This window comes from Liquorilactobacillus nagelii DSM 13675 (assembly GCF_019444005.1).
Taxonomy (GTDB): domain Bacteria; phylum Bacillota; class Bacilli; order Lactobacillales; family Lactobacillaceae; genus Liquorilactobacillus; species Liquorilactobacillus nagelii.
Window position 1 is genome coordinate 455,186 of the sequence record NZ_CP049304.1, and the last position, 25,034, is coordinate 480,219.

Below are 25,034 nucleotides of genomic sequence, written 5' to 3' on the forward strand. Positions count from 1 at the left end.
TGATGGTGAAAGTGTTATGAAAGCAAAAAGTCAAACGCGAGTCATTGTTGGAATGAGTGGCGGCGTTGATTCTTCAGTAGTGGCTTATTTGTTAAAAAAACAGGGATATGATGTTGTTGGTGTCTTCATGAAAAACTGGGATGATACCGATGATAGTGGGGTTTGTACCGCGACGCAAGATTATGAAGATGTTGCTAAGGTTGCAAATAAAATTGGCATTCCCTATTACTCAGTTAATTTTGAAAAAGAATACTGGGATCGAGTTTTTTCTTATTTTTTGGATGAATATCGGCACGGCCGGACTCCTAATCCAGATGTAATGTGTAATAAGGAAATTAAATTCAAAGCCTTTTTAGATTACGCATTAGAATTAGATGCTGACTATATTGCGATGGGGCATTATGCGCGATTAAAACGTGATGCAGATGGAACAGTTCATTTGTTGCGCGGTGCTGATGGTAATAAAGATCAGACCTATTTCCTTAGTCAATTATCGCAGCAGCAACTGCAAAAAGCGATGTTCCCGATTGGTGAGATTGAAAAGCCAGAAGTTCGTCGCTTAGCTGCAGAAGCGGGTTTAGCAACGGCTCATAAAAAAGATTCAACGGGAGTTTGTTTTATTGGCGAACGTAATTTTAGCAAATTTCTAAGTGAATTTTTACCTGCTAAAGCGGGTTTAATGAAAACTTTGACCGGCGAAGTCAAGGGAAAACATTATGGGTTGATGAACTATACAATTGGACAGAGGCGTGGATTGGGAATTGGTGGAAATGGAATCAGCAATGACCCTTGGTTTGTTATCGGCAAAGATTTGAAAAGCAATACTTTGTACGTTGGTCAAGGATATCATAATCCACATTTGTATGCTGATATGTTGGATGGTAGCAAGGTCAGCTTTATTGCTCCAATTGATCAGTATGGTCGTGAATTTCACTGTACAGCTAAGTTTCGTTATCGACAAAAAGATTGCGGAGTCACAGTCAAATTAAGTGAAGATTTCCAGAAAGTCCAAGTTATTTTTGATCAACCAGCTCGAGCGGTAACACCGGGTCAAGAAGTTGTCTTTTATGATGGTGCAGAATGTTTGGGAAGTGCCACGATTGATCATGCTTATCAAAAAGAACGAGTCTTACAGTATGTTTAAAATCCCCTAATTAATTAATAAAAGGTGACCAGCCACTTGTCAGGGCTGGTCACTTTATTAGATAATAGGAGATAAAGAAGTTTTAAACTTGTAAATTTGGGCATTTGAAAATAAGTCAGAAAGAGGGCTTTGTAAGTGACGAAGCTATTTTTTATTCGGCACGGCAAAACACAATGGAATTTAGAGGGGCGCTATCAGGGTGCTCACGGAGATTCACCATTGCTGCCAAGCAGTTATCAAGAAATCAAACAATTGGTAAATTTTTTAAAAAAGTACCAATTTGGTGCGATTTATAGTAGTCCGATTCAGCGGGCACGTATAACAGCTACTGAAATTGCTAAAGAATTACCACAGCAGTTGCAAGTTCAATCAGTGGCGGGCTTGCGCGAATTTGATCTAGGCAAGATGGAGGGCATGAAGTTTAGTGATGTTGCCCTTAAATATCCCCAAGAATTAGCAGCTTTTCGGCATCATGCTGATCAATACCAAGCCAAAAAAATAGCAGGTGAAAGTTTTCCTGAGTTATTTCAACGAATGACACCAGCAATTGAACAAATTGTGGCGGCGCATCCACAAGAAAATGTTTTACTTGTTAGTCATGGAGCAGCATTATGTGCAGAGATTCGTCATTTATTAGGCTATTCATTAGCCGATTTAAGAGCTAATGGCGGATTGGCAAACACGAGTACGACTATCTTGAAAACAACTACTGATGAAAAATTTGAATGTTTAGCTTGGAATAAAACAGATTATCTTGAACGGGAAATTACGGCATCAGATATTGTTTAAGGAGGAAAAAATGGCTTCGGATCAAGCAGACAATAAAAAAAAGTCAACAGAAAAACTAAATAGATCAGTAGAACGTCTGATTAGCTCAATCGATCAACAACCCAAAAATGCGGAGAACTACTATGCTTTGGGAATGTTATTAACCGATGCAAAACAATATCAGCAAGCTGAGGAACTTTTTAAACGAGCAATTAATTTCTTTACTAAGGAACATTTGTCATTAGATTTATTGTTTTATGGGTTAGGAAATGTTTTGTATGCGGCAGGGATGTATCCAGAAGCTCAAGCTTACTTTAAACAAATTAAACAGCCTAAGCTTAAAGCAGCGGCATATTTAATGATTGCACAAACTTATTATGCACAAGAGAACTATCAACAGGCGCTAGTTTTTGGATTGACAGTTGCTGAGCAGACTGGCAAGAATCAAACTGACGCATGTTTAATAGTGGCTGAAAGTTTGCTGGCCTTAGGGGAATTAACACAAGCAGCTAACTACTTTGATCGTGTTTTAGCGGTTAGTGCAACGAACTTTCAAGCTAATTTTCAACGTGGAATTATCGAAATGGTGCTGCATCGTGACGGTGAGCGGTTTTTTTCACAGGCGAAACGAATTAATCCGCAAAAGTTTGTTCAACAACAGCAGCGTTTAACTGATATTGAACGTCTCTTGCTGGCTAAGCAGGTAAAGGCTGAACGAAAAGAGTCTGATGATGGCAATAAATGATAGCGCCAGTGAACAAAAATTAGTTGGTAAGATTCAAGCAATTTTTTTTGAAAACCAGGAAAATTTCTATAAAGTGATTCAAGTAAAAGTATCTAATAGTAGTTTCAAATGGGATGAGGATCAAATTGTTGTTACTGGCAATTTTGCTGAAGTTAATGAAGGTGAAGAATATCAATTTAGCGGCAAGCTGGTTGAACACCCGCGTTATGGTCAGCAATTTCAGGCAAATAATTATCAGAGTCAGCTTCCAACAACGCGGACGGGAATTATTAATTATTTGGCCGGTGAAAATTTTCCGGGAATCGGTCAACGAACAGCAGAAAAAATTGTTGCTCAACTGGGTGATCAAGCAATTGAAAAGATTTTGGCTGATGAGAATGTTTTAAAGCAATTGAACTTGAAACCAAAACAACAACAATCATTGCTAGAAAATCTACGTTCAGACAATGGAATGCAGCAGGTTGTTATTGAGTTGAACCACTTTGGCTTTGGTAATCAATTGACAGCAACAATTTATAATCATTTCCGGGAAAAGACTTTGGATGTTTTACATCAAGATCCTTATCGACTAGCTTTGGAAATTAATGGAATTGGTTTTAAAAGAGCGGACCAGATAGCTGAACAAATGGAGTTAGCAGCAGATGATCCCAAGCGTTTGCAAGCTGCATTATATCAAAGTGTTTTTGACAGCTGCTATACATCAGGCAACATTTATACGGATGCTGAGACGGTATTAGAACAAGCAATGTCATTGTTGTTAAATAGTCGCCGAGTTTCTTTGTCGGATCAGCAAGTGGCTGAACAACTAGTAGCTTTAGCTAGCAGCGGTAGGATTGTGGTTGAAGATCATCGAATTTATTTACGTTACTATTATGAAGCTGAGTGGAAAATTGCTGAGAATCTCAAGAATTTGTTGACCAAAAAAGTTGATCTTTCGGCTGAACAACTAGAAGCTTTACCTAAACTTGTTGACCAGATAGCTAGTCAATTACAGATTAGTTACGGTGTTGAACAAGCAAAGGCGATTGGTCAGGCTTTGCAAAATCGATTGTTTCTATTGACTGGGGGGCCGGGTACCGGGAAAACGACTATCATTAATGGAATTGTGGCTAGTTTTGCAGCTTTACATGACTTATCACTCGATCCTAATGAGTATTCAGATGAGGATTTTCCAATTTTATTAGCAGCACCAACTGGTCGAGCTGCAAAAAAAATGAAAGAGACAACTGGACTTCCTGCAGCAACTATTCATCGATTATTGGGTCTTAACGGAAGTGATGCACCAGAATCTGGTGAGCAAGATTTGACCTTATCAGGGCAACTTTTGATTGTTGATGAAATGTCAATGGTCGATACTGAGTTATTTAATAAATTACTGGCAGCAGTTCCACCATCAATGCAATTGGTCTTGGTTGGTGATCAGGATCAGTTGCCATCGGTCGGTCCGGGAAGGGTTTTTGCTGATTTGCTAGCTTGTTCACAGTTGCCACAAATTCGTTTAAACAAAATATATCGTCAACAGAAAACTTCTTCGATTATTTCTTTAGCTCATGCGATTAAGCAGGGGAAGCTGCCCGATACGACTTTTAAAAATCAGCCAGATCGGTCTTTCATAGCCTGTCAAGCTAATCAGATTCAAGTAGCTGTACAGCAAATTATTACACATGCGCAAAAAAAACAGTTACCTTTGAGTGATATCCAGATTTTAGCTCCGATGTATCGAGGCTCCGCTGGAATTGATCACTTAAACCAGGTTTTGCAGCAATTGCTTAATCCGCCATCTTCAAGTTCTAAAGAAGTAATTTTTAATCAACAGCACTTTCGAATTGGTGACAAGGTTTTACATTTAGTTAACAGTCCGGAATTTAATGTTTTTAATGGTGATTTAGGTCGAATTACAGGAATTATTTTAGCAAAAGAAAAAGATAATGAAGATCATCAAGATAAACTGGTTTTAGATTTTGATGGCAATCAAGTGACTTATCTTCGTAAGGACTGGTTAAAGATTAAGTTAGCTTACTGCATCTCAATCCATAAAGCTCAAGGCAGTGAGTTTAAATTAGTTATTTTACCATTGGTGCGTCAATATCGGAGAATGCTAAACCGTAATTTGCTCTATACTGCGGTTACTCGTGCAAAAAGCTTACTTGTTTTACTGGGAGAACCGGTTGCATATCAAGAAGCAGTAGCTCATTTAGCTGTTAATCGCCAGACAAGTTTACAGCAACGAATAGGAGAGTTAATTAAGCCGATTGGGAAGGTGAAAAAACAAACCGAATTAACTCTGGAAACTAAGGTAGTCGCAGAAGAAAAAGGTGCTTTGAAACCAAGTTCAGCTAAAAAAGATGTTACTGAACTTGATGCTCCAAAAGATGGGAATTTCCGTTTAACGGCTGAATTAATTGTAGATGGGCAAATTGATCCGCTAATTGGAATGAATGGAATCACGCCCACAGACTTCCAGCAACAAAAAGAAAAAAACAGTTGAAGCTTTGATTATCTCAGCTTCAACTGTTTTTTTCAGCAAGTGATAAATTGTCAGGATCAAACCAGAATGGATATTGAAAACTCTTAATCATCAAATCATAAAATTGATTGCGTAACTGTTGCCCATCAAATTCACCAAATTCTAAGGAGTTTGTTGTCAATTGAATTTGCGAATCTGTAAAATAATGTGAAAAGGGTAGATAAGGCGTTAATTTTAACCGTCGTGAAATTTCATAGAGTATAAATGTAAAGAAATTCAAACTAGTAATTATTTCTAATTGCAATGGTATGTCGGCAGCATCCATTGGATTATCAGCAGAGCTTGGTTGATTACTTAATTTAACGGCGAAAACATGTTTAAAGAAAAAATATTTTCGATTTAGTCTAAGAGTGACATTGAATGGTTCTTGGTCAATAATAGCAGTTAAGCGTCCATAAAGATTTAAACTTTTTTTTAATGGTACAGGTTTTAGATGACCAGCGAGGGAGGTATCCTTAACAACGTTTGCAGCATAAGCTCCAAGTCCCAACGAGAAGTCATGACTAAAAATCCAGCGACCACGATGATTCATTTCTTCAATCTGTCCTAAATTAACGAAGACCGGTTGAAAGGCCGCAATGATTTGCTTAACTGCCAAACTTGGATCTTCAGCTAAACCAATTGACTTAGCCAAACTTTTGGTTTCTTTGGTGGGGATGAATGAAATTGGTTGAGCTGAATGTTTCACCTTAAGAGTATCTAAAATTAAAATTGATTGCAGTAATAAATTCAATGAACCGATAGTGACGATAATTTTGTCCTTCGAATTATTCTCTAACAACTGATTAATTTGATCAAGTCTAATAACATTTTTAATTTGATAAGAAATATTTTCTTGTTCAAAGAAGGGTTTAACCGTTTGCCAAATAGTCATTGCATCAGTTGTTTTATTTTGGGTTTCAATTAAGAATAAGAATTTCTTCAAAGTTAATGATGCTCCCTTCTAAAAATAGCCACCAGCTAATTATACGCAATGTTACAGTTTAATTACAAGGTAAATTAAGGAAATCTGGTGACAAAATTAGCAAATCTTAATAAATATTCCAATAAAAAAACAGCTTCTTATAATCGACAGCAGATGTTTTGTTAAAATAATTAATCTGCAAATTAAAGGAAACTGTTTGGCTAATAATATTTAATATTAGTTAGATTAAAACTAGCATTGGCATGATCATTGGGTGACGCTCAGTTTGATCGTAAAGAAAAGATTTTAAGTCGTTAATAATAGCTTCACGCAACGACTTTTCAGTGACGTCTGGTTTGGCAATTGCCCGCCGAATCGTATGGAACAATCGACGTTTACCACGTTCAATTAATTCTTCAGATTCCCGCATATAAATAAAGCCGCGTGAAAGCAAGTCAGGACCAGCTAAGATTTCTTTTTGTTTCAAATCAATCGTTGCAACAACGACAACAAGACCTTCTTGGGCTAAAATTCGTCGTTCATGTAAAACAACATTACCAATATCACCAATTCCTGAACCGTCAACGTAAACGTCTCCAGCATTAAAATGTCCAGCGACCCGAGCTTCGTTCTTAGTTAAAGCTAGAACATCACCGTTCTTCATAATAAATGAATGATCTTGCGGAACATCACATTTTTCAGCTAATTCGGTATGAATTTTCAGCATGCGATACTCTCCATGAACGGGGACAAAAAATTTCGGTTTAATTAGCCGAAGCATTAATTTTTGCTCTTCCTGACCGCCGTGACCAGAGGCATGGATATTATTAATCCGACCGTGAATTACCTCAGCGCCAGCTTCTTCTAACTCATTAATAACTTTATTTACACTGATGGTATTACCAGGGATAGGCAGACTAGAGAAGACAACGGTATCTCCGGGTTGAATACTAACTTGACGGTGGGTTCCATTTGCAATTCGGCTGAGAGCCGCCATAGGTTCACCTTGAGAACCAGTACATAAAATCATAACTTTATTGGCTGGTAAACTATTAATTTCATGGGCATCAACTAAAGCATCATCAGGAATGTCTAGGTAACCGAGCTCACGACCATTAACAATTGCTGCTTCCATACTGCGACCAAAAACTGCAATTTTACGTCCTTTAAGCACTGCAACTTCAGCAGCTTGCTGGATTCGTGAAATATTTGAAGCAAACGTTGCAAATATAATTCTTCCTTCAACTCGTTCAAAAATTCGGCGAATAGATTTACCAACCCAACGTTCAGATTTAGTGAAATTAGGAATTTCAGCATTTGTACTGTCGGATAATAAACATAAGACACCATCGCTACCTAATTTTGCCATTCTTTGCAAATTAGGTGGTTGGTTAGTAACAGGGGTTAAATCAAATTTAAAATCACCAGTAGCAACAATTGTTCCACTTGGTGTTTTGACTGCAACCCCTAACGTATCTGGAATTGAATGAGTAGTTCTGAAGAATGAAACACTGGTTTTGCGGAATTTTAAAACAGAATCTTCGTTGATTTCATGCAACTCAGTAGTTCTTAGCAATCCATGTTCTTCTAGTTTGCTTTTAATGAGTGCAAGTGCCAACGGACCTGCATAAACAGGAACATTGATTTGCTTTAATAAATAAGGGATTCCACCAATGTGATCTTCATGACCATGCGTAATAACCAATGCTTTAATTTTTGATTGGTTAGCCACTAAATATTGGTAATCAGGAATGACATAATCAATTCCTAAAAGATCATCTTCGGGAAACTTAATTCCAGCATCAATTACGATGATTTCGTCCTGAAATTGGACCCCATAAGTATTTTTACCAATTTCACCTAAACCGCCAACGGCAAAAACGGCTGTTTCGTTATTTCTGACTGACAGTCGTTTCATTTATTAAACTCCATAATTTTGAAATGGGGGCTTTGTTGTTCATATTCAAGGGCTTTGGGGCTGAGTCCTTCTAAAAATTCGATATTGTAGTTTGTTTGCTCTTCAACAATTTTTCGCGCCTCAACTTCCGACTCAGCTTCCAAGTAAAGCGAGTTAGTATTTTCCCGGCGAGGATTGATATCTTTGCTAGATTGAAAAAAGACTTTAAAAATCATAAAAAAAACTCCTTTAATTAAAAAATTAAGCTGCCAAGGGCAACCATCGCCCGAACATGGATTGTTTTCACAATAATTACATTCATTTTAGCATAGATGCGTGTATAAGTATACTTTTATCATTTGCTTAAAGATAGGTGGTAATGTGGGCTAAGTTTGCACGGGAATTTTGGTGAAAATGGTATAATTACTTTTAAAGGAGAAATGACGTTATGATTTGGATAATTTTACTAATTATTTTATGTTTGCTTTTTTTTCTGGTGCTATCGATTCATTTTTATCGTTTGAATCAGTTTAAAAAAAATAAAACAGTCAGCGACTTGGCAGTTGCTAACTGTTTACCACAAATTTCAAATGATCCTTTTGCTAAAAGCGATTTATGGTTAAAAAATATTGTTCATAATTCACATTCGGTGGTTAGTTTTTGGGGAAATAATGTTGATGTTTTTGCGTATCAATTTAAATTAAAGTATCAGTTTAATCAACTACAAGTTGATCAATTACAGCTTGATTTAAATCAACTGCTTCAGGAGTATGCGAAACAACAGCAAATAGTTTCCCCGGTCACTAAGAAGCCTTTGGTGGTTTCGGACTGCTGGATTGAAAATCAGAACAATTTGCAATTGGAAGTGGCGGTTGTTGTAAATCAAGCAACTTTTGCTTATGTGCAAGATGTCAATCGAGCAGAACAATAATTTATTAACCAATCAAAACAGTGTTGTCATCCGTTGAAAAAGGTTTTTGTTCATTAATATGATCGAAGAATAAAATACCGTTTAGATGATCGATCTCATGTTGGCAGACAATAGCTGGATAATCACGTAGCTTATCGATATGCTTATTGCCTTCGAGGTCATACCAGCGCAAAGTAATTCGTTGATGTCGCGGAACATAGCCTGGAACGTCACGATCAACAGAAAGACATCCTTCTCCCTCGGCAAGGGCTGCCATTCTGACCGATTCACTGACAATTGTGGGATTAACCAATATATGTTTGAAAACTGGTTGATCATTTTCGTCAGGAACCAAAACAGCTGTCATTCTGATTGACTGATCAACCTGGGGAGCTGCTAAACCAACGCCAGCACGTAATTGATATTTTTTGGCTACTTCGGGATTCTGGCTATTTTCTAAAAACTCCATTAAGGACTGACCTAATTGCTTTTGCTCAGCCGTTAATGGAAAGGTTAACGCTTTTGCACGTGCTCGTAAAGTTGGGTTGCCTTCACGAATAATATTTTTCATTGTAATCAATTAAATGACCTCCAGTAATAGTTTAAACGTAATAATTATAGTCTATTTTCCGTCTTTTTTTAAATATATATCTACTAATTTTAGCGCATTTAAGTTAAATTGTGTATAATACAAACAGATTAAGCAAGAATTTTGATGGGGGAAATTAATTTTGGTAAACAAAGAAAATGCCAATTATCCTTTGCTTGAGGAATGGACAATTGCAGAAATTATTCAAGTTACGGAATTTTATCGATTGGTTGAGGAACTTTATCAAAAAAAAGTTGATCGACAATTTTTTCTTGATAAATATCAAACCTATTTGAAGATTGTTCCTGCAAAAGCAACTCAAAAACAATTAGATCATCAATTTGAAAATGAAACGGGATGCAGTATTTATCGAGCGGTAAAGTTTGTCATGGCTCAACGCCAAGCCAAGGTTCACTTTAATGAATAACTTTCGGATTGGTGGTGGAAAGATTATGAAAAAAAACGAAATAGATCATTTAGTGGTGGAATGGCTAGCACAGGCAAAAAAAATGGTTTTCTCAAGTTCTTCTCGCAAAATTATGGTAGAAACTAAAACTAGTCGAAATGATCTCGTAACTGAGCTTGATCGTCAAATTGAAAAATTTTTGGTGACACAAATTAAAAATGTTTTTCCAACAGCTCAAATTATTAGTGAGGAGTCACATCCAAAACTGGACGAATTTGATCCACAGCAACTTTTGTGGATTATTGATCCAATTGATGGAACAATGAATTTTGTCAAAACTCGGCGAGACTTTGCAATTATGATTGGCGTTTACCAAAATAACCAGGGTCAGTTGGGCTATATCTATGATGTTATGAATGACTGTTTATATCATGGTGGACCAGAAAAAGGTGTTTTTTGTAACCAACAAAGATTACTTCCACCAGCTAATTTATCACTGAATCAGGGCTTATTAGAAACTGGAGCGTTAATGCTTCTACATAATCGTTGTAATTTGCAAAAAATTGCTCTGGCAAGTAATGGTGTACGAATTTACGGTAGTGCAGGAATCCAAATTATTCGGGTCCTAACGGGTCAAGCAGTTGGTTATGTTAGTCATTTGAAACCATGGGACTTGGCTGCGGGAAGAGTTTTAGCTGAAACTTTGGGTTTGACAGTAAAAACGATTGACGGTCACATTCCTGATGTGCTATCATCAGTAGATGTGTTAGTAGCTTCAAAGAACGCTCAAGAAGACATAGTAAGGATGGCACAAGCTCCTTATTAGTCAGGAGCTGTGACGTTGGGTCACAGTTTTTTTATGCTAGTAAATGAAAAAGCCGAATAATATGTTTTCATGAAAATAAATAAGTTTTTTAAGCCGAAAAACCTCTTGAATTGAAAGGAAGAAAAAATTTGAAAACACGTGATGATATCCGTAATGTTGCTATAATCGCCCATGTCGATCATGGTAAAACAACTTTAGTTAATGAATTATTAAAACAGTCGGATACTTTAGATGAACATACTCAGATTGATGATCGAGCAATGGATTCCAATGCAATTGAAAGAGAGCGTGGAATTACTATTCTTTCTAAAAACACTGCTGTTAAGTATCAAGGCAAACAGATCAACATTCTTGATACCCCAGGACATGCGGACTTCGGTGGTGAAGTTGAACGTATTATGCGGATGGTTGATGGAGTTTTATTAATTGTTGACGCTTTTGAAGGCACGATGCCGCAAACCCGTTTTGTTTTGAAGAAGGCCCTAGAACAACACTTAACTCCAATTGTTGTGATTAACAAAATTGATCGTGAAGGAGCTCGTCCAGAAGAAGTTGTGGATGAAGTACTGGATTTATTTATTGAATTAGGTGCTGATGAAGCCCAACTTGAATTCCCAGTGATTTACGCTTCAGCCGTAAATGGAACTTCTTCATACGACTCTGATCCGGCTGCTCAAGAACATACTATGAATCCAATCTTTGATACGATTTTGAAGACAATTCCTGCTCCAGTGGACAACTCAGATGAACCACTCCAATTTCAGGTTGCTATGCTTGATTATAATGAATTTGTTGGTCGAATTGGTATTGGCCGCATTTTCCGTGGAAAGATCAAGGTTGGTGATCAGGTTACAGTTTTGAAACTTGACGGTTCACAAAAGAATTTCCGCGTTACTAAGCTTTTTGGCTTTTTCGGTTTGAAACGATTGGAAATTCAAGAAGCAAAAGCTGGCGATCTGATTGCGGTTTCCGGAATGGAAGACATTTTTGTTGGTGAAACAGTTTGTCCTGTTGATCGCCCTGAAGGTTTGCCATTATTGCGGATTGATCCGCCAACTTTGCAGATGACCTTTATGACGAATGATTCGCCTTTTGTTGGTCAGGAAGGTGATCATGTTACTGCTCGCAAGTTGGAAGATCGTTTAAAAGTGCAGTTGCACACAGATGTTTCTTTGCGAGTTGAAGATACGGATTCACCTGATGCATGGACGGTTTCTGGACGTGGTGAGTTGCATTTGTCGATTTTAATTGAAATGTTACGTCGTGAAGGCTTTGAATTAGCTGTATCTCGCCCACAAGTTATCTATCGCGAAGTTGAAGGTAAAATGTGTGAACCATTTGAAAGTGTAACAATCGATACACCAGATGAATTTTCGGGTGCAGTTATTGATTCATTAGCGCAGCGAAAAGCTGAAATGCAAAATATGGAAACAAATGCCAATGGTCAGACGCGGTTAACTTTCTCGGCCCCAACCCGTGGTTTAATTGGATATGATTCACAATTTTTATCAATGACTCGTGGCTATGGTATTTTTAACCATACTTTCTCTGAATATAAACCAGTTATTAAAAATTGGGAACCAGGTCGACGCAATGGAGCGTTAGTTTCAATTAATCGTGGTAAAGCAACAACTTATGCAATTATGGGTGTTGAAGATCGTGGTACGATTTTTGTCGATCCAGGTGCAGAAGTCTATGAAGGAATGATAGTTGGTCAAAGTTCACGAGAACGTGATATTTCAGTTAACGTTACTAAGGGTAAGAACATGACTAATGTTCGTTCATCAAATAAGGATCAAACGGCTACCATCAAGAAACCAACACATTTAACTTTGGAAGAGTCTTTGGAATTCTTGAATGAGGATGAATTATTAGAAATCACTCCTAAGAGTATCCGCTTGCGCAAACGAATTTTGGAAACAAACATGCGTGAAAAAGCTGCTAAGCAAAAGAAAACTGCAGCTAGAAAAAACGCTTAATTGTTTAATTAATTTTAGCGATTAGAGAAGATAGTTAGCTGTCTTCTCTTTTTTATTTTAATCTAGTAAAATCTTAATATTATTAAAACAAAATGAGCTTTTTATTGCAAAACACAAATTTTAGCGACATAATATTACTTTAAGAGGGGAGGTTTTTGAAAGAATAATTGGTTTGATTTTATGGAATTGGTTTGTATGATATAATTGCTCTAGTTTGGAAAGGGGCTGAAGCAATGCAAGAGTCGGTTTCAAGAGCTGAAATGTTGGCAGTGCTTGCGGCAGATGCGGCTAAAATCAAATCAAATTTAAGTAAACAATGCAATGTGTTGTGTATGGCAAAATGTCCGGCATTTGAAGAAGTAGCAGATACTCAAATTTATGGCTTTTCTTGTGAAGTAAAACTTGCTGAAAAATGTGGCGTGTTAGCTGCGGATGAGGGTCAGTTGTTAATCCAAGAGCTTGAGCAAGGGTTAGCTAATATTTATGCAACGGTTGGAGAGGATGAATAATTGTTAAGAAGCATGAAAAAAATCAAACAAAAACTCAATTATTTTGATTTTTATTTATTCGTTCCCTATTTATTACTGTGTATTATCGGAATTGTTATGGTGTATTCTGCAAGTTCAATTAATTTGTCCTATGCTGGAATGACAACTAATTTTTATTTACTACGGCAAATGTTGTATGTCTTTTTGGGTTTAATTTGCTTTTTTATTGCATCTTTGATGCGGTTAGAATTACTAACTTCTAAGAAATTTATTATTTATGGTTTTGGTATTTTAGCATTATTGCTGGTCTATGCTAAATTTATGACCAAAGCGGTTAACGGGGCTAATGGTTGGATTAATTTTAAAATTTTTAGTTTACAGCCTTCAGAACTATGCAAATTGTATTTAGTTATTTTTGTAGCTCAATTACTTGCATATCGAGAACAACTTGCATTACAGAATTCATTACAGACTGCTAGCCGTAAGCCATGGTTACTAGTGGCATTGCTGTTGCTTTTAATTTTGATGGAGCCAGACCTAGGTGGTTTTGCGATTAATTTTATGATTGTTTTAGTAATGTATTTAGCAAGTCAAGCCACCTACAAATCTTTAGGAAGAGCTTTCTTATTACTAGGCGGCTTTTTTGCGAGCGTAGTAGTTGTAATTTCTGGTCTGCGATTTTGGAATCCGTTGGCTGGTACAAAATATAATTATATGTATAGTCGTTTAACCGCTTTTTATAACCCCTTTAAAGTGGCTGCATCAAGTGGACAGCAGTTGATTAATTCATATTACGCCATTAGTAATGGCGGTTTATTTGGTCTTGGTCTGGGCAACAGTATCCAAAAAAGGGGCTATTTACCTGAGGCATACACCGATTTTATCATGGCAATTATTAGTGAAGAATTAGGGGTAGTTGGAATTGCTGTTATTTTAATATTAATTTCCTGGTTAACTTTACGGATTTTCTTAATTGGAATTCGTTCTAAGAATAATTATCAAACATTAGTTTGTTATGGAATTGGAACTTTTTTTGCAGTAGAAACTTTCTTTAATCTAGGTGCAGTTACCGGATTATTACCGATTACAGGTGTAACATTTCCTTTTGTTTCATATGGTGGTTCAAGCATGTTGGTTTTATCGATTACTTTAGGAATTGCAATGAATATCTCGATGCGTCAGCGTCGAATGAGATTAGTTGGAAGAAATCATTAATTTTTATGCAAAGGTGGGAATTTAATGAAAAAGGTGTTAATTGCCAATCGTGGTGAAATTGCCGTTAGAATTATTCGTGCTTGTCATGAACTGAAATTAGCGACAGTCGCAATTTTTGCTAAGGAAGATGACCTATCTGTTCATCGTTTTAAAGCAGATGAAGCATATTTAGTTGGTGCTGGTAAACGACCAATTGAAGCCTATTTAGACATGGATGATATTATTCGGATTGCGAAAAAAACAGGAGCAGATGCAATTCATCCCGGATACGGATTTTTAGCAGAAAATGAAATGTTTGCAGCTAAGTGCCGCCAAGCTGGAATTGTTTTTATTGGTCCAACAGTGGAACAGTTACAAATTTTTGGTGACAAAATAAAAGCTAAAGAGGCTGCTTTGGCAGCGGGTTTACATACTATTCCTGGTAGCAATGGACCAGTTGAGTCAGCGGAAGCAGTTCGTAAATTTGGACAAAAACATGGGTTCCCAATAATGGTCAAAGCTGCTTTAGGTGGTGGTGGTCGTGGCATGCGTATTATTCAAAGTGAACAAGAAGTTGATGAAAGCTTTGATCGAGCGCGCAGTGAGGCCAAGCAATCTTTTGGTGACGATGAAATTTACGTTGAAAAATATTTGGAGAATCCAAAACATATTGAAGTGCAAATTTTGGCTGATCAGCATGGAAATGTGATCCATTTGTTCGAACGAGATTGTTCTGTACAGCGACGCCATCAAAAAGTGATTGAATTTGCTCCAAGTATTGTTTTAAATAACGCATGGCGAGAAGAAATTTGTAATGCGGCTGTTCGATTAATGAAAAGTGTTAATTACCAAAATGCAGGAACAGTTGAATTTTTGGTTACTAATGATAATTATTACTTTATTGAAGTTAATCCGCGAGTTCAAGTTGAGCATACGGTTACAGAGATGATTACCAATATTGATATTGTTCAATCGCAAATTTTAATTGCTGCTGGTGAAGATCTACATAAAGATTTAATGATTCCTGATCAATCAGAAATCTTTTTCCATGGCTGTGCAATTCAGTGCCGTATTACTACAGAAGATCCAGAAAACAACTTTATGCCAGATACGGGTAAAATTGAAACATACCGATCACCTGGTGGATATGGTGTTCGACTTGATGGGGGAAATGCATATACAGGATCTGTTATTACACCTTACTTTGATTCACTGTTGGTTAAGGCCTGTGTTTCTTCGCGAAATTTTAAGGGCGCAGTTATGAAAATGAATCGCGTTTTAAATGAGTTTATTATTCGTGGTGTTAAAACGAATATTCCATTTATGCAAAATGTTTTGAATCATCCTGTTTTCCGGGCTGGTAAAGCGCATACTACTTTTATTGATTCAACACCGGAATTATTTATCTTCAAGCGCAAACCACAAACAGCCAATCAGTTGTTACAATACATTGGTGATGTAACGGTTAATGGTTTTCCTGGAATTGGAAAGCAGTCCAAAAAGTATGTTCCAGATATTCGGATTGCAAAAGATTTTGTTCCTGTTGAACAAGAAGTATCTGCTAAACAAATTTTAGATCGCCAAGGAGTACCGGCTGTAACAGCTTGGATCAAGCGCCAGCAACAGGTGTTATTAACAGATACGACCATGCGGGATGCTCATCAAAGTTTGTTTGCAACTAGGATGCGTACTAAAGATATGATTCCGGCAGCTAAAATATATGAAGAGGCCATCCCACAAATTTTTTCAGCCGAAGTTTGGGGTGGTGCGACTTTTGATGTGGCTTATCGCTTTTTACATGAAGATCCTTGGCAAAGATTGCAAGCTTTGCGTCGATTAATGCCACATACGCTGTTACAAATGTTATTTCGTGGTTCGAATGCTGTTGGATATAAAAATTATCCAGATAATGTCCTACAACGATTTATTCAGCAAAGTGCAGCTGATGGAGTTGATGTTTTTCGGATCTTTGATAGCCTGAACTGGGTTGCGCAAATGGAAAAAAGTATCCAATATGTGCGGGATACTGGAAAAATTGCTGAAGGAACGATGTGTTATACTGGAGATGTTATCAATTCAGCGGAACACAAATATGATTTGAAATATTATCAAGGGTTGGCAAAAGATTTAGTTGCTGCGGGTTCCCAAATTATTGGAATTAAGGATATGGCTGGTTTGTTGAAACCTGAAGCGGCCTATGCTTTAGTTTCTAGTTTAAAGGAAGCTGTTGATGTACCGATTCATCTCCATACGCATGACACAACCGGTAATGGAGTGGCAACTTATGTTCAAGCGGTTAAAGCTGGTGTCGATATTGTTGATGTTGCTGCAAGTGCTTTATCCGGAACTACTAGCCAGCCAAGTATGAGCAGTTTATATTATGCTTTGGCTGGAACAAAACGTCAGCCACAGTTGAATATTGATAATGTTGAAAAAATAAATCGTTATTGGTTAGGAGTAAAACCTTGTTACCAAGATTTTATGAATGGAATAACTGCACCGCAAACAGATATTTATGAAACAGAGATGCCTGGTGGACAATATTCTAATCTGCAACAACAGGCCAAAGCACTTGGAATTGAAGATTTTGAATTAGTTAAACAGAAATATCGTGAGGTTAATCAGTTGTTGGGTGATATTGTCAAGGTTACTCCAAGTTCAAAAGTTGTGGGTGATTTGTCACTCTTCATGATTCAAAATAGTTTAACAGCAGCAAATATTTTAGAAAAGGGTGAAACGCTGGACTTTCCAGAATCAGTAGTTAATTTCTTTGCAGGCGATTTAGGTCAGCCTGTTGGTGGTTTTCCACCAGAATTACAGCAAGTAGTCTTGAAAGGTAAAAAAGCAATTACTGTTCGACCAGGAAGTTTAGCGCCGGCAGTTGACTTTGAAGCAGCAGCAACCGAATTAGAAGGCAAAATTAAACATACACCAACTATGGAGGAAGTTTTAAGCTATATACTGTACCCAGATGTTTTGTTAGATTATGAGAAATCAGCTGAACGGTATGGTGTCTTAGGCTTGTTAGATACGACAACTTTTTATCAAGGGATGCGTAATCACGAGAACTTGTACGTTCGGGTAGCTGAAGGTAAGACATTGATTATTAAGCTGAACTCGATTAGTTCAATTGATGAGGAAGGAAATCGGACGTTATTTTTTAATCTTAATGGACAACCGCAACAGATTGTGGTTCATGATAGTAGCCAGAAAGCTAAAGTTAGTCAATCTTTAAAGGCTGAGCCTACCAATCCAAATCAGATTGGGGCAACACTAAGTGGTTCAGTGCTTGATGTCTTAGTTAAGAAAAATCAGACAGTTACTAAAGGACAGCCGTTAGTGGTTACCGAAGCAATGAAAATGGAAACAACAATTAAGGCTCCCTTTGCTGGGAAAATTAATCACGTTTATGTCAATGCAGGGGATGTGTTGGCAGCGCAAGATCTATTATTGGAGCTTGAACCGATAAAGGAATAAGTTGATGAAAAAAAAATTTTACTGGAAAAGTTTGCTTAATTTTCTTTGGGTTTTAATTTTTATTTTAGGTTTTTTTTATTTTAGTACTGCTTTGAGAGATCAACATTTGACAAACTCTGCTCGTTTCACAAAATCAAAGCAACAAAATGATAACAACATAAAATTGACAACACCTAAAGTTAAAGCACTCAAGACCAGTAAAACAGCTTCGTATATTGGGAAATCAAGTACTGAAGTTTTACTTGATTTTGGACAACCATCAGCAACGGTTGGTGGTGCTTCAAATATAGATTGGTGGTTGTATAACTTAAATAGCCAGAATTATTTAAAGTTTGGGATAGACCAGTATACTAAAAAAGTGGCAGCTATTTTTGTAATTGGATCTAGTCCAATTCAGGGAAAATTAAAGGTTGGATTAACATTTAAAAAATTATTACGTTTAACAACTTTATATGCCAATTTTAAATTCAATTATCGTGAGCAGGCTTTTCAATACGAATTGTCCGAAACGGACTTGAATCAGCATCCCTTGATTAGTTTCAAAAATGGCAGTTATGCAGTAGCTTACCTGAAACCAAAAACCAAAGAAGTATACGCATTTGAATATCTAAATACGGATACTCTGCTGAAAAAAAACTTATATCATTTAGTGGCGCCAGTTCCTTTACCTGCACAATATCAAGGAGAAGTTGACTGGTCACAATTACAACAAATGGTGCCGGAAGATCTGTTACAATTAATTAATGCTAAACGGCTACAACAAAATAGGACAATAATTTCGTTTGATCAAAATCTAACTGAAACTGCCAGCACAGTTGCTAACAAATTGGCTCATAATCCGCAAAAATGGTTAAAGGCTAAACAAGCTCGTCACTTAAAAAATATTTTAAGTGATAATTTTAATCAAAGAACGGGAATTTTTTTACGCCAATCAAATTTAACAAAAAAGCAACGAAAATCACTGGGAGTATCCCAAAATGATATTAGGCTCTGGGTAATTGCACCAATTTACAGTAGTTCGAAATTCTTTGATCAAGATAACTTGTTGCAAAATTGGATAAATACTTTTGTTGAAAGTAGTCATTATCGCTTAGGCATTTCCTATGGACATGGTGTCATGGTTATTATTAGTAGTAAGGGTGAAAATTAATGGAATTTGAAATAAACAAACGTGAAGGGCTGATTGTTTATTTGTATCATTTACGCAATAGCCGCCAACTAAGAAAGTTTGGCACAATTCATTATGTTTCACGTAAAATGAAGTATGTTGTTTTATACATTAACACGGAAAATGAGACCGAAGTGGTTAAAAAAATTCAATCTTTGCATTTTGTCAAAAAAGTGCAACTATCTTTACGTCCCCAGTTAAAAACAACATTTGATGATGAATTAGGTGTTCATTATAAGTTGACAGATGAGGACCGTGAAAAATACAAAACAGGTAGGAAAATCGGATGAGAGTAATAGCTGGTAAATTTCGTGGTCGTAAGTTAAAAGCAGTGCCAGGTTTTAAAACTCGTCCAACTACCGATAAAGTTAAGGAATCAGTTTTCAACATGTTGGGTGGTCAAATCAGCGGGACAGTCTTAGATCTATTTGCTGGTAGCGGTGCTTTGGGAATTGAAGCAGTCTCACGGGGTGCCAATCAGGCTGTGTTAGTCGATCGTCAGTACCAGGCAATTAAGACGATTAAGGATAACCTTGGCTTAACAAAAGATTTTAAGAGTTTTAAAGTTATTAAAGCGGATTCTTTTAAAATTTTAAAAGTCTTCAGTAATGATCAATTTAAATTTGATTACGTGTTTTTAGATCCACCTTATAAACAACAAAAAATTCTTGAAATTTTACAACTGTTGCGTGAATTAGATTTATTAGCTGCTGCTGCAATTGTGATTTGTGAAACGAACCAAGAGGCACAATTGCCAACTGAAGTAGTAGGGTATAATCTTTGGAAGCGAGCTGATTACGGAATTACTGAAGTTACTTTTTACCAATTACGGGGTGAGTGAATTTGATTGCTGTTTTTCCAGGAAGTTTTGATCCAGTTACTAATGGACATATGGATATTATTCAACGCACAGCGACTTTGTTTGAGCAAGTTGTTGTTCTTGTTATGAAAAACACTGCAAAAAAAGGTTTATTTTCAGCTCAACAGCGCGTTAAGTTGTTACAGCAGGTGTTAGCAGAACAAAAATTGGAAAATGTCAGAGTTTTAGCCGCTACAGATCAGCTGACGATTGAAGCAGTCAAACAAGTTGGCGGAAAAGTGATTGTTCGAGGGGTTCGCAATGAACAGGACTTCATATTTGAACGTGATATTGCTGAATTGAATCGCCAATTGGCTCCAGAGATCGAAACACTTTTGTTGCCTACAAAGCCTGAATTAGCTGCAATTTCTTCCAGTTATATTAAAGAAATTGCACAATTTGGAGGAGAGTTGTCAACCATGGTTCCAACTTCGGTAGCTAAGTCGTTACATGAAAGGTTCGGGCGCTAATGCAAAAAAAACAACGTTGGTGGCTGATGATTTTGTTAGTAATTTTATTAGCAGCTGGAACTTTTTGGCCGTTACCGGTTTATTTAGAGACTGTTGGAAGTGCGCAGAATGTTGCAAAATATGTTTCGGTAGCTCAGCAGCGGGATCGAAAACCTGGCAAATTAATGTTGACTTATGTTGAATTAGCCCGAGCAACGCCATTTTTGTATCTCGCAAGTTTTTTTGATCAAAATTCTTCAAGAATTCCGAGCAATCAAATAACGGGTGGAGGAGACAATCAAGAATTTGATCTAGTCCAAAAATATTATATGGAGACCGCAATTAACCAAGCTAAAATCAGTGCGCTAAAATTGGCTGGGAAAAGTTTTAAGCAACAATTTCAAGGTATCTATGTATTATCAATTTTAAAAAATTCTGAATTTAAAAACAAACTTCAAGTAGGTGATTTAATTCAGAGGATTGATGGTAAAAGTTTTTCATCGTTAACTGGGATGACTAATTATTTAGCTGGTAAAAAAGCCAATCAGACAGTAAAAGTAAATTATTTACGTCAGGGCAGTTCCAAAATAGCACATGGTAAAATTGTTGTCTTACCAGGAACTAAACGCCACGGGATAGGTATTTCTCTTGTTGAGAAAACTAGTGTTACTTCTAAGAGTCAAATTAAAGCTAATATGGATGGAATCGGTGGTCCTTCAGCGGGATTAATGTTGGCCTTACAAATGTATAGCCAGTTAAGTCAACGAAATCTTAAAGCGGGACGGAAAATAGCTGGCACTGGAACGATCACAGCAAGTGGTCAAGTCGGTCAAATTGGTGGAATTGATAAAAAGGTTATTGCTGCTAACAAAGCAGGAGCTACTATTTTTTTGTCACCAGCAGGGAAGTCTAATTATCGTGAAGCTAAAAAAACAGCTAAGCGAATTAAAACTAAGATGAAAATAGTCCCAATTAAAAATTTAACACAGGCGGTTAACTATTTAGCGCATACTAGATAGTTGGCTAATAAAGAACAGAGCATAGACAAGTTTTTGAAAATACTTTAAATGATGAATTGAAGTATTTTCCAACTAGTCTGTGTTTTTTTTATTTTGTGTATATAATTTACAAATTACGTATTTAATTAGTAGGGAGGGGATGTGATGGAAAAAATCCGCGTTTGGGTCGAAGAATACCGAACAAAAGCAATAATTTTTGGCGTTGTAGGAATAATTGTTTTACTTTTTGGTTGGAGCTGGTGGCAGAAAAGCCAAGCAACTGAATTGAAAGATTTAGGGAGTCAGGAGCAGAAAAGTTCAAAAACTGCAAAATCAAATCCAGTAACAACTAAAACTAAGGGATCTTCAAATCAAGTAAAGCAGTTTTGGGTCGATATTAAAGGTGCAGTAACTAAACCTGGAGTTTATCAAGTTAACCATTATCAACGAGTGAATGATGTTGTACAAGCGGCTGGAGGGCTTTTGAAAACAGCTGATTTAAATCGCATTAATTTATCATTACAGTTACATGATCAGCAAATCATCTATATTCCTTTTCAAAATGAAGTTGCTGCGAGCAGCAGTCAGTTACCTACAACAGTGGAACAAACACCAGTTATGAGTAATAGCAGTAGCAGTTCTGTTGCTTCACAAACTACAGCTGCATCAACTACTGAGAGTAGTTCTTCGACTGGTAAGTTAGACTTAAACACTGCGACCAAAGAACAACTGATGCAAATTAATGGAATCGGTGAAAAAAAAGCAGCATTAATCGTTAACTATCGACAAGAGCATGGCAATTTCAAGAAATTAGAAGATTTAAAAAACATTAGTGGCATTGGAGATAAGACTCTTGAAGTGATGGCAGCAAGTTTAACAGTTGGGATGGATTCAAATTAAATTTTGAGTGAGTTAGATTTCTGCTATACTATAAATTAATCAGGAAAGTTAGGTGATGGAAAATTGGATAAGCGAATTCCTTGGAACCAATATTTTATGATGCAAGCAATGTTACTCTCGTTGAGGAGTACTTGTGAAAGACTGTCGGTTGGTGCCATTTTAGTGCGCGATCGTCGGATAATTGCGGGGGGGTATAATGGCTCGGTTTCTGGAGATGATCATTGTATCGATCATGGTTGCTATTTAGTTGGTGGACATTGCGTGCGGACAATTCATGCTGAAATGAATGCAGTTTTGCAGTGTGCAAAATTTGGAATAGCTACGGACAAAGCTGAAATATATGTTACTGATTTTCCTTGTTTGCAATGCACAAAAATGCTTTTGCAAGCAGGTATTTGTAAGATATATTATTTAAGAAATTATCACAATGATAACTATGCTCTAAAACTAATGAAATTGAAGAAAATTGCTGTTGAACAAGTTACACTAGATTCCAAATATTTGCAGCTGCTTGGAAAACAAGTAGTTGCCAGTTCGGTTAAACCTAAATAAGCGAACGTTATCTTTTCTTGGCCGTAGTTACAATCATTTTATTAACTTTAGTTTATTTTGAATTTAATTTAGTTTGGGTACTCTTATTAGTTGTTTTAAGCATAAGAGTAATCTCATTTAGCCAAAAAAATTTTATTTGGATATGGATTTTATTTGGATTTGGCTGGATGATCTGGTTGGGTTATTGGGATTCCATCCAAGAAAATCAATGTTTAAATAAGACGCATCATTTGGTAAATCAGCATCTAGTGGTTGAGCCGGATGATATACAGATTGATGGGGATTTAGTTAAAGCAAAGGGAAAATGGCTAGAAGATAATCAAAGATTGCAAATTTATTATCGCATAAAGAGCTTTGCAGAAAAAAACGTGTGGCAGAACCAAAAGAAGGCTTTGAAGTTAAAAGTTTCAGGAGAATTTGAAGCAGTTAATGGCCCAACCAATGAGAACCAATTTGATTATCGTCGATTTCTAAGGGCTCAGTTGATTGTTAATCAGGTATTTGTGACAAGATTAAGTTATCAACCACTTGATAGTCGCAATAAGCTTAATGGTTTAAATGATTTTTTACATGAATTACGTGTTAAGTTGCTGGATTATCTGGGGAAATTTTCCAATCCTTTAAAAAGCTACAGTCAACTGCTTTTACTTGGTTACTATAATCCGGATTATGATCAGCAAATTCAAGAAATTAATCAGTTAGGATTATTATATTTATTCAGCCTCTCAGGGATGCACGTTTTTTATTTACTAAGGGTGTTTAAATGGATCTTTACTTATTTAAGGTTTACTAAAGAATCATATCAATGGTTTTGTCTATTTTTGTTACCAATTTATGCTTTCTTGGGTGGTTTGTCACCTAGTTTACTGCGAGCTGTGTTCATGTCATGGCTGATTATTTTGGGACAGCGGTTTTGTGTTAAATTGAGTGGATTAGCAGCAGAAAGCTTGGTACTTATAATTAATTTGATTTATGCACCATTATTGATTTTTTCACTTGGTTTTCAGTTAAGCTACTTGTTAACGTTTATTCTTCTGGAAAGCCGTAACTTGAATCAAATCCAATTGGGTTTTAAGCTGAATTGTTATAGTTTTCCCTTGATTCTTTGGCATACTTACCAGTGGAATTTATTAACTGGGTTTTTAACAATTGCAATTATGCCAATTTTTGATTGGTTGATTGTACCGGCAGTAATTCTGGGAACTTTGTTGCCGGTAACTACAGCTGCAATGAATTCGTTTTTAAGTTTGATAGTTTCAATTTTTGCTTGGTTAGCAAAGCTTCCAGCTGAATTGGTTTTTGGTAAACCACCAATAATCTTAGTTGCAGGATCAATAATCATTTTAAATTTACTTGAATTTTCTAAGAAGAAGAAAGCACTTTGGTCAATGTTGATTATGGCCTATTTGATTTGTGGAATTATAATTCGCTTTCCAACACATGATGAAGTTGTCTATTTTGATATTGGTCAAGGGGATTGCACTTTAATTAGACGTAAATTTAACCAGTCATTAACTTTAGTTGATACAGGGGGAAAGGTTTCTTTTTATCATGAAAGCTGGCGGCAGAGACACAGTAAAACAAATGGCGAAACAGTAGTCGCTAATTATCTTTTGAGTAAAGGGATAACAAGAGTTGACAATTTGTTTTTGACACATCAAGACGCAGATCACACAGCAAATTTTAGCAGCATTGCACAGCTAATAAAGTTTAAACGAATAATAGTACCAGATGGGATGCAAACTAATCCATCATTTATTCGGCGGCTAAAACAATCAGAAGTCAACCCCAAGCGAGTATTGCCAGCCAGTACACTTAAATATCAGCAGTTAGCCGGATTGAGGTTACTTCATCCATTTGGTCCGGGTACGGGGACTAATCAAGATTCTCTTACTTTGTGGTTTAAATTAGAAAATGTTAGTTTTATAATTAGCGGGGATCTTGATCAGCCGGGTGAAAAACAGGTTATCCAACGTCATCCTAGATTGCGTGCAAAAGTCTTAAAAACTGGTCATCATGGAAGTAAAACTTCAAGTGCTCTTGAATACGTTGCTCAATTAAAGCCGATGATAGCGATTATTTCCGCTGGCAAGAATAATCGTTATGGACATCCAAATCAGGTGACACTAGCAACGCTTAGACACTTTGATGTCCCGTTTGTTTGTACAGCTGAAAAAGGGATGATTAAGGTTTATCCAATCGCTGGTAAAATAAAAATATCGGTTGCAGTCCAAAATTGAAAAGGAGAATTAAT

General features: G+C 36.6%; 23 protein-coding genes. 19 read left to right on the forward strand and 4 right to left on the reverse strand.

The window, feature by feature from the left end:
- Window positions 1-16 precede the first annotated feature (16 nt).
- From mnmA to recD2, 4 genes are all read left to right on the forward strand, one after another.
- On the forward strand, window positions 17-1,144 hold the full coding sequence (gene mnmA / locus G6O73_RS02435; RefSeq protein WP_057885738.1) for a tRNA 2-thiouridine(34) synthase MnmA: 1,128 nt from the start codon (window positions 17-19) through the stop codon (window positions 1,142-1,144).
- Between the two features lie 135 nt (window positions 1,145-1,279).
- On the forward strand, window positions 1,280-1,933 hold the full coding sequence (locus tag G6O73_RS02440) for a histidine phosphatase family protein (protein WP_057885739.1): 654 nt from the start codon (window positions 1,280-1,282) through the stop codon (window positions 1,931-1,933).
- Window positions 1,934-1,943: 10 nt separating this feature from the next.
- Window positions 1,944-2,657, forward strand: a complete 714-nt coding sequence (locus G6O73_RS02445; protein ID WP_057885740.1) for a tetratricopeptide repeat protein — start codon at window positions 1,944-1,946, stop codon at window positions 2,655-2,657.
- Window positions 2,644-5,145 (forward strand): SF1B family DNA helicase RecD2, encoded by a 2,502-nt coding sequence (recD2, locus tag G6O73_RS02450; RefSeq protein WP_235805072.1) that lies wholly within the window; start codon window positions 2,644-2,646, stop codon window positions 5,143-5,145. Before G6O73_RS02445 ends, recD2 begins: the two co-directional genes overlap by 14 nt.
- 19 nt (window positions 5,146-5,164) lie before the next feature.
- Here recD2 and G6O73_RS02455 read toward each other — a convergent pair whose 3' ends face one another.
- The 3 genes from G6O73_RS02455 to G6O73_RS02465 form a co-directional block, all read right to left on the reverse strand.
- Window positions 5,165-6,109 carry a hypothetical protein gene (locus tag G6O73_RS02455; protein WP_057885742.1) on the reverse strand — a complete coding sequence of 315 codons (945 nt, stop codon included), beginning with the start codon at window positions 6,107-6,109 and terminating at the stop codon, window positions 5,165-5,167.
- Between the two features lie 220 nt (window positions 6,110-6,329).
- The gene (gene rnjA / locus G6O73_RS02460; RefSeq protein WP_057885743.1) at window positions 6,330-8,006 is read right to left on the reverse strand and encodes a ribonuclease J1; all 1,677 of its coding nucleotides are present in this window, start codon (window positions 8,004-8,006) and stop codon (window positions 6,330-6,332) included.
- Complete coding sequence (locus G6O73_RS02465) at window positions 8,003-8,221, reverse strand: DNA-directed RNA polymerase subunit epsilon (RefSeq protein WP_057885744.1); 219 nt, start codon at window positions 8,219-8,221, stop codon at window positions 8,003-8,005. Before G6O73_RS02465 ends, rnjA begins: the two co-directional genes overlap by 4 nt.
- Before the next feature lie 212 nt (window positions 8,222-8,433).
- Between G6O73_RS02465 and G6O73_RS02470 the strand changes: the two genes are divergently transcribed.
- Window positions 8,434-8,916 (forward strand): hypothetical protein, encoded by a 483-nt coding sequence (locus tag G6O73_RS02470; protein ID WP_057885745.1) that lies wholly within the window; start codon window positions 8,434-8,436, stop codon window positions 8,914-8,916.
- A 4-nt stretch (window positions 8,917-8,920) separates the two neighbouring features.
- Here the strand turns inward: G6O73_RS02470 and def are convergent, their stop codons facing one another.
- Window positions 8,921-9,475 carry a peptide deformylase gene (gene def, locus G6O73_RS02475; protein ID WP_057885746.1) on the reverse strand — a complete coding sequence of 185 codons (555 nt, stop codon included), beginning with the start codon at window positions 9,473-9,475 and terminating at the stop codon, window positions 8,921-8,923.
- A gap of 151 nt (window positions 9,476-9,626) precedes the next feature.
- Here def and G6O73_RS02480 point away from each other — a divergent pair, with 151 nt between their 5' ends.
- The 14 genes from G6O73_RS02480 to G6O73_RS02545 all read left to right on the forward strand — a co-directional run bounded on the left by G6O73_RS02480 (window position 9,627) and on the right by G6O73_RS02545 (window position 25,020).
- Entirely contained in the window at window positions 9,627-9,911 is a 285-nt protein-coding gene (locus tag G6O73_RS02480; protein ID WP_057885747.1) for a UPF0223 family protein, read from the forward strand.
- A 25-nt stretch (window positions 9,912-9,936) separates the two neighbouring features.
- A complete protein-coding gene (locus G6O73_RS02485; protein ID WP_057886208.1) occupies window positions 9,937-10,716 on the forward strand; it encodes an inositol monophosphatase family protein in 780 nt (259 codons plus the stop codon).
- A 128-nt stretch (window positions 10,717-10,844) separates the two neighbouring features.
- Window positions 10,845-12,695, forward strand: a complete 1,851-nt coding sequence (gene typA / locus G6O73_RS02490; RefSeq protein ID WP_057885748.1) for a translational GTPase TypA — start codon at window positions 10,845-10,847, stop codon at window positions 12,693-12,695.
- A gap of 233 nt (window positions 12,696-12,928) precedes the next feature.
- Complete coding sequence (locus G6O73_RS02495) at window positions 12,929-13,204, forward strand: DUF1507 family protein (protein WP_057885749.1); 276 nt, start codon at window positions 12,929-12,931, stop codon at window positions 13,202-13,204.
- Between the two features lie 12 nt (window positions 13,205-13,216).
- Complete coding sequence (locus G6O73_RS02500) at window positions 13,217-14,398, forward strand: FtsW/RodA/SpoVE family cell cycle protein (protein WP_057886209.1); 1,182 nt, start codon at window positions 13,217-13,219, stop codon at window positions 14,396-14,398.
- Window positions 14,399-14,422: 24 nt separating this feature from the next.
- Entirely contained in the window at window positions 14,423-17,854 is a 3,432-nt protein-coding gene (locus G6O73_RS02505; protein ID WP_057885750.1) for a pyruvate carboxylase, read from the forward strand.
- Between the two features lie 4 nt (window positions 17,855-17,858).
- Window positions 17,859-19,004 (forward strand): CAP-associated domain-containing protein, encoded by a 1,146-nt coding sequence (locus tag G6O73_RS02510; protein WP_057885751.1) that lies wholly within the window; start codon window positions 17,859-17,861, stop codon window positions 19,002-19,004.
- Complete coding sequence (locus G6O73_RS02515) at window positions 19,004-19,312, forward strand: YlbG family protein (protein WP_057885752.1); 309 nt, start codon at window positions 19,004-19,006, stop codon at window positions 19,310-19,312. The genes G6O73_RS02510 and G6O73_RS02515 overlap by 1 nt, the downstream gene beginning before the upstream one ends.
- Window positions 19,309-19,863 carry a 16S rRNA (guanine(966)-N(2))-methyltransferase RsmD gene (gene rsmD, locus G6O73_RS02520; protein ID WP_057885753.1) on the forward strand — a complete coding sequence of 185 codons (555 nt, stop codon included), beginning with the start codon at window positions 19,309-19,311 and terminating at the stop codon, window positions 19,861-19,863. The genes G6O73_RS02515 and rsmD overlap by 4 nt, the downstream gene beginning before the upstream one ends.
- Complete coding sequence (coaD, locus tag G6O73_RS02525; protein WP_245002963.1) at window positions 19,860-20,351, forward strand: pantetheine-phosphate adenylyltransferase; 492 nt, start codon at window positions 19,860-19,862, stop codon at window positions 20,349-20,351. Before rsmD ends, coaD begins: the two co-directional genes overlap by 4 nt.
- A complete protein-coding gene (locus G6O73_RS02530) occupies window positions 20,351-21,349 on the forward strand; it encodes a SepM family pheromone-processing serine protease (protein ID WP_057885755.1) in 999 nt (332 codons plus the stop codon). The genes coaD and G6O73_RS02530 overlap by 1 nt, the downstream gene beginning before the upstream one ends.
- A 144-nt stretch (window positions 21,350-21,493) precedes the next feature.
- Window positions 21,494-22,228, forward strand: coding sequence for a helix-hairpin-helix domain-containing protein (locus G6O73_RS02535; protein WP_057885756.1), 735 nt, complete (start codon window positions 21,494-21,496; stop codon window positions 22,226-22,228).
- Between the two features lie 63 nt (window positions 22,229-22,291).
- Window positions 22,292-22,780, forward strand: a complete 489-nt coding sequence (locus G6O73_RS02540) for a ComE operon protein 2 (protein ID WP_083478490.1) — start codon at window positions 22,292-22,294, stop codon at window positions 22,778-22,780.
- Between the two features lie 176 nt (window positions 22,781-22,956).
- A complete protein-coding gene (locus tag G6O73_RS02545; RefSeq protein ID WP_219935192.1) occupies window positions 22,957-25,020 on the forward strand; it encodes a DNA internalization-related competence protein ComEC/Rec2 in 2,064 nt (687 codons plus the stop codon).
- The last annotated feature ends 14 nt before the right edge of the window (window positions 25,021-25,034 follow it).